The following is a 6,434-nucleotide window of genomic DNA, read 5'->3' as shown; positions in this document are numbered from 1 at the left end:
TACCGTCTGTTCTGGCGTCCCGGGTGCTTTGCTGTCCGACGGCCTCCAAGGGCCTTGAGTGCCCGCAGGCTCCCCGGAACGCTCTGCGGCAGGTTGGTGTAAAGGGCCAGCCTGCCGCAGCATCCAGACTGCGGCCAGCTTAGCCGCAATCACGATTGCAGAACAACCCCATCATACAAGGAGTGTCCGAGCGACTGATCACCGTGGTTTTTGGAGAGGCCGGAGAGGTGGCCGCAAAAGGCGCAAAAAACGGAGGAAAAAGGGATGAGGGGGAAGGGGCTGTTGACGGTGGGTGGGTCGCGATGATGGTGGCATGCGTGCGTGAACCGGTTCTTTTTCTGACTCTATGAACCCAACCCCCCGAGGCTGTCTTATTGCGCTGGTGCTTTTAGGTGCGGTGGTGCTGGCGTTGTTTTGGCCTGCACGCCCTGCGGACTGGAAGGAGATGGCGAGGATGACGGGGGTGAAGGTTCCGGCGGGTGCGGTGATGAGCGCGGTGGAGCATCCGACGGAGGTGGAGTATGCGGGGACGATTGAGTTGAAGTCGGATGCGGATGTGCAGGAGTTCATTCGCGTGAACGGTCTGACGCGGATGATTGAGCATGTGGAGGATGATGGATCGCTGCACCGGGGAACTCTGGCTTATGCGGTGCCTAAGGACCGGTATGCAGACACCTGGGTGCTATGGGCGCACAGCGACTTCAATGCCTGGGAGTTCGTGCTGGATCCGATGACGCGGCGTGTGCACTATGAGGTCCTGGTTCCTGATTATGCGGGGGATCTGCCGTTTGATGCGAGAGGGGAGGGCGGCAACACAGGGAAGAACTGAATTTTCACCGCTGAGTATGGCGGAGGTGGGAGCCGGAGGGAGTGCCTACGGAATGAACGGAAGGCACGATGGACACAGAGGTTTCGTGGAATCGACGGATGTTGAAGGTGATTCTGGATTTGGCCACTCTAGGCGGGGTGGAGGGGGATGATTGGCAATGGAATGGATGAGCTGAATGGCGGAAAGGCAGGATCGCTGCCTTTGGCACAGAACCCCGAAAATTGCCTAGCCAAAAGGCTAGGTGTCGCTTTTGTGGCGGGAGGTGCATGGGCACCGCTTTCGAATAGTCATTCGCTTATGACCGGCACTTCATCCGACAAGGTTCATTTCTTCATCAGTTACACGGGTGTGGACCAAGGCTGGGCGGAATGGATCGCGTGGCAATTGGAGCAGGCGGGGCAGCGGACGTTGATTCAGGCTTGGGACTTTAAGTCGGGAGGGGTGTTTCCGGGAGACATGCACCGTGCGTTGCAGCAGAGCGCGCGTGTGATCGCGGTGCTGAGTCCGGCGTATATGGAGTCGGGCTTCTGCCAGCCGGAGTGGCAGGCGGCTTTTGCGGATGATCCAACGGGAGAGAAGGGTGTGCTTGTTTGCGTGCGGGTGGCGGATTTCAAACCGGATGGGCTGTTGCGGGGGCGTACGTACATTGATCTTGTGGGTCTCACTGAGGAGAAGGCTCGTGCTCGTTTGATGGAGCGGCTGGATCATAAGCGTGCTGTGCCTGCCAGCGCTCCTGGCTTTCCTCCCGCTGCTGTGGCCGCCGCACCCGCTGGCGTGACTGCTGCTCCGCCTGCCTTTCCCGGTTCTCCTCCATTCTCTATTCCTCACAACCTTCCGGCGCTGCAGCCGTTCTTTGGGCGGGAGGAGGAACTGGGGCAGATTGCGGTGGCGCTGGAGCCGGAGTCGCGGACCTGGGGGGCGCTGATTGATGGGCCGGGGGGCATGGGCAAGACGTCGCTGGCGGTGCGTGCGGCCTTCAGCGTGAAGCCGGGGGCGTTTGACCGCATCGTTTTTGTGTCCCTGAAATCGCGTGAGCTGGATGATGAGGGCCTGCGGGATTTAAGCGGCTTCATCCTTAGCGGCCTCACGGAGTTGCTGGGTGAGCTGGCGCGTGAGTTGGGGCGTGATGACATTCTGAAGCAGGCGGAGGAGCAGCGACCGCTCTTGCTGCTGGAGGCGCTACGCGGCAGTCGCGCGCTGCTGATTTTGGACAATTTGGAGAGCCTGCTGAAAAAGGAGCGGGACATTGTCTTTACCTTCGTCAAACGACTGCCTGCTGGCTGCAAGGCCATTCTTACCTGCCGAGGGCGTATCGGCTCTGGTGCGGAGGAGTTGATCTTGGGTAAGCTGAACGAGGATGCTGCTCTGGCGACACTGGCGGAATTGGCTACGCACAACCGCGAGCTAGCGAAGACGAGCGAGGCGGAGCGGCTAGTGCTTTATCGCGAGACGGGTGGTGCACCGCTGCTGCTGCGCTGGACGGCGGGGCAGATTGGGCGTGGGCACTGCCTGACATTTACGGATGCCATCGAGTACCTGCGTTCCTGTCCGAAGGGGAATGATCCGCTAGAGTTTGTGTTTGGTGACCTGGCTGCCGACTTCAGCGTCGCAGAGACGCTGGCGCTTTGTGCGCTTACGTTCTTCACGCTGGCGGTGAGTGTAGAGCACATTGCTGCATTGGTGAATCCCATGCCTGCAGAACGTGAAGAAAGGACTGCTGCGCGTGCCGCTTTCTACCACGCGTTGAAAAAGCCGATGCCCGTAGACACGGACGATGCGATAAAGGGGCAAAGTTTCAGTGAAATTGAAATAGACCGTGCCCTGCGAAGCCTCGCCAACCGCTCACTAGTCATTCCTAGTACGGAGTTACAAAGATTCAGCCTCGTGCCTCTGGTGGCAGATTTCCTGAGGAAACATAAGCCCGAAGTCATCGCCGCTACAGGGAATCGTCTGGAGCAGCGCGCATTGACGCTTATCTTGGAAAACGGCTTTCGAAACCACGGCAACTTTCCCACGCTGGAGACTGCTTGGCCGGGCATTGCCCCGGCCCTGCCGCTTTTCCTAGCTGGACCGAATGATCGGCTACAAAGAGTGTGCCTTGCGCTTGATGACTTCTTAGATTTTACCGGCCGCTGGGATGAATGGCTTGCCCTCGGAACGCAGGCAGAGGCTAGAGCTATTGCAGCGGGTGATTATCAATGGGCTGGTTGGCGGGCGTACCAGGCAGGCTGGGTTCATCGTCTGCACGAGCAGGCGGAGGCAGTCTCAGCTTGCGCGGACCGAGCAGCATCACATTGGCAGAAGGCCTTTCCGACATGCGACGCCAGGCGGGAAGGCATTCGCGTGCGCGCCTTCGCTCTTCGTCTCCGTGGCATTGGACTGGAGTTACAAAAGGATTACATCGCCGCAATCGCCGCCTATCACCAAGTTGTGGAGCTGTTTCGCAGCTTGGCCACCGCTAGCGAGGATGTAGCACTTGCTTTAAATTCTCTGGCAAGTGTCGAGCAACTCTCTGGTGATCTCGAAGCCGCAGAGCGAGATTTTCGAGAAGCTCTACATGTAGCCAATGTGGCTGGCTACGCTGAGGGAGTAGCATATTGCACGGGCAATCTGGCGCTGCTGGCGATGACACGCGAGGACTGGCCGCTGGCTGAGAGGCTTGCTCGTGAGTCTCTGGCTTTATCCGAAAAGGTGGGGCGCCTAGAATTGATTGCCATGGACAGTCGTCGCATCGCCGTGGCCTTGGCACGGCAAGGAAGTAAGGCTGCTGCACTGCCCTACGCACATCGGGCAGTGGAAATCTTCACTCGCCTTGGTTCGCCTGATCTCGCGGGTGCTCAAGCGGCGCTGAAATTGTGCGAAAATGATGTGGTCGACTGAACTCCATTCTAATTGTATAGTAAGTTAGTAAATGTCGAATATTGTATTGCTTCTAAAAAAACTGATGCCGTTAAAAATTTTACGTGAAATGCTAATTGAGGAATTGAAATGAACGCTGAGGTATTCCACGTCACCTTCGATGAAGTTCAAAAGTATGATTGGCAATCGATACTGGATAAAATCGATTCCAATTTGCCAGGTCGGGATACTGCTTCGGGTGTTTTGTATCAAAAGGCATTGGCGTTGCACGACGCAGGCGATAAGCTTGGCGAGCGTGTTTTTTCATTTCTCGCGGCAATTACTTCACTGTCTCCTAACTTCGAATCAACTGAGATTCCATTTAGTCCGCGTTATTCGACCTCGACAAGCCGAAGCGCGGCACTCGAAGACTTTACGAAAGATAGCGCTTTAGTCCTCGCAAAACTTGCAACAGTCGTGGGGAATACCGAAATTAAAGCGCATTTTGCAGATGTTTCTTCCGTTTTAAAGTTTGATCATGTCCAAGTTCAAGTGGCGGCATATGCCTACCTTGATACTGCACGACTTCGCGAGAGCTGCGAAGATTGGTTCTTTTTTATTAGCGACGTCGAACGGGCTGCTCAGCTAGCCTTTAGGCTTGGACGGAAGCAGAAACCGTTTCAAGATGTAATGCAGTATGCAGATGAATTAATAGCCAAGTTTGCGCCAACCGAATCGGGTCTATGCTGTAGCAAGTTGCTGGGGATTTTAAAAAAATATGCTCATGGTGATTCGCTGGCGAATGCGAAAGTTTCTGAATCCATTGCTGAGCGTTTCGAGGCAAATATCTCCTCTGCTTTCTCTCTCTCATACTGGAAGCTTGCGGCAGACCTGTACCGAATTGAAGGAAAAAATATTGAGCATCAGCGATGTGCAATCCGAGCAGCAGAAACACACGTTCTCGATGCGGAGGCGGCGATTAAAAGCGCAAACCCAAGCTTCATGGCATCCTCTTCGCACCTGTCCCATGCAGTTGAGGCGTTGCGTCGAGCCAACGCTCCCAAAGAAAGAATTGATGAAGTTCATCGGATGCTTTTAGAGCATCAAAAGCACGTTCACAAAGAGATGGGGTCATTTGGACCGCAAGTCGAAATCACTCCAATTCAAGAGCAGGCGAGAAAACATGTGGAAGGTCGGTCATTTCCGGAATCGATTCTTCTTATGATTTCCGGTGTGGATGTCATTGATGTTATTTCTCATCGGAAAAGCATCGAAAAGATGGCTAATGAAAATCCCCTTTTAGCGATGATTGGTTCATCGAAAGTCGAAAGAGATGGCCGCGTCGTCGGATGTCGTCCAAGCATGTTTACGAACGATCCTCAGCAGTATCAGTCTGCTGTCTGGACGGAAATGATCCATCAAGCAGCAATGCTTCATTTGCCATTCCGTGTGCAGTCTTACATTGACCCGTGCCGGATGCAGATTTGGCGTGAGCATCACCCTCGAATCGGTGACCTGAGTTTTCTCATTGAGAATCAGCCTTTCATCCCGCATGGCCACGAATTTAGTTTTGCTCGTGGTTTTCATGCAGGATTTGAAGGGGACTGGCATGCAGCAGCCTACTATCTTGTGCCGCAAGTTGAGAATTCTATCCGCTATTTATTGGACAGGCATAACGTGATTACCTCAAAGCTGGATAACAAACTGATTCAGGAGGTTCGAATTCTCGACAAGCTGTTATCCTTGCCGGAAACAACCGAACTGCTTGGCGAAGGACACCTTTTTGAACTACGTTGTATTTTGACTGAAGAATTCGGATCAAACCTGCGCAACCGACTCGCTCATGGCCTATTGGCAGACGGGGACTGTTATTCACCGGCAACACAGCTTTTGTGGTGGCTTCTCCTTCGTCTTTGCGTTATTCCACTAGTTAAGCAGGAGTTCATTGAACCGGCTGGAAATAACTCCAGCAATGAAGACGGGAGTGATTGACCGGAATAATAAGAGCTAAGGATTTGCATTTGTGAAGCCGATTGAAAATCGGCGCTCCCAGTAAAGGCCAAGAGCTATAAAGTGAGTGCGGCGAGGACTTGTTGGAGGTGCTCGGCGGGTTTCACTTTTTCGAGGAGGGTGGTGATGTGGCCGGTCTCGCTGAGGATGAAGGTGGTGCGTTCGGTGCCCATGTATTTTTTGCCGTAGAGGGATTTTTCGACCCAGACGCCGTAGGCGTTGACGATGTGGTGGTCTTCGTCGGCGATGAGGGGAAAGGGGAGGGTGTGTTTTTCGATGAACTTGGCGTGGCGCTTGATGGGGTCGGTGCTGATGCCGAAGAGGTGGGCTTTGTTTTGGATCTGGGACCAGGCGTCGCGGAGGGCGCAGGCCTGGGTGGTGCAGCCGGGGGTGTCGTCTTTGGGGTAGAAGTAGAGGACGATTTTGTGGCCGCGGAGGTGGCTGAGGGTGAGGGTGGTTTCAGTTTTGTAGCTGCCGCCGATGACGGGGGCGGTGAAGTCGGGGGCGAGGGTGTGGAGGGCGGGGCGGGGCATGGGGAGGGAGGGGGGATTTATGATTTACGATTTATGATTTATGATTTGCTGTGGGAGATGGTCAGGAGGGGGGGCATTGGGGCAGACAGGCGGAATAGGAAGGATGTGGTGTGCGGCGGGGATTGGTGATTGTGGGTTGGGTGGAAGTCAATGCGGCGGAGAGGGGCGGCTCTTTCTTTTGCATGCGTGGTGAATGACTGGCGGCAGCGTGGTGAGTGGATGGT

4 protein-coding genes are annotated in these 6,434 nt (G+C 54.9%); 3 read left to right on the top strand and 1 reads right to left on the bottom strand.

Annotated features, from left to right (window positions below):
* The first annotated feature begins 346 nt into the window (after window positions 1–346).
* From ACFQDI_RS20105 to ACFQDI_RS20095, 3 genes are all read left to right on the top strand, one after another.
* On the top strand, window positions 347–829 hold the full coding sequence (locus ACFQDI_RS20105) for a hypothetical protein (protein ID WP_377170205.1): 483 nt from the start codon (window positions 347–349) through the stop codon (window positions 827–829).
* A 297-nt stretch (window positions 830–1,126) separates the two neighbouring features.
* Complete coding sequence (locus ACFQDI_RS20100; RefSeq protein ID WP_377170203.1) at window positions 1,127–3,709, top strand: TIR domain-containing protein; 2,583 nt, start codon at window positions 1,127–1,129, stop codon at window positions 3,707–3,709.
* Between the two features lie 108 nt (window positions 3,710–3,817).
* Complete coding sequence (locus ACFQDI_RS20095; RefSeq protein ID WP_377170201.1) at window positions 3,818–5,659, top strand: DUF4209 domain-containing protein; 1,842 nt, start codon at window positions 3,818–3,820, stop codon at window positions 5,657–5,659.
* A 74-nt stretch (window positions 5,660–5,733) separates the two neighbouring features.
* Here the strand turns inward: ACFQDI_RS20095 and bcp are convergent, their stop codons facing one another.
* Window positions 5,734–6,210, bottom strand: coding sequence for a thioredoxin-dependent thiol peroxidase (gene bcp / locus ACFQDI_RS20090; RefSeq protein ID WP_377170199.1), 477 nt, complete (start codon window positions 6,208–6,210; stop codon window positions 5,734–5,736).
* Window positions 6,211–6,434: the final 224 nt, after the last annotated feature.

This window comes from Prosthecobacter fluviatilis, assembly GCF_042655725.1.
In the GTDB taxonomy this organism is placed as follows: Bacteria; Verrucomicrobiota; Verrucomicrobiia; order Verrucomicrobiales; family Verrucomicrobiaceae; genus Prosthecobacter; species Prosthecobacter fluviatilis.
The sequence above is the reverse complement of the archived record's forward strand: the minus strand, read 5'-3'. Positions and strand labels throughout refer to the sequence as shown.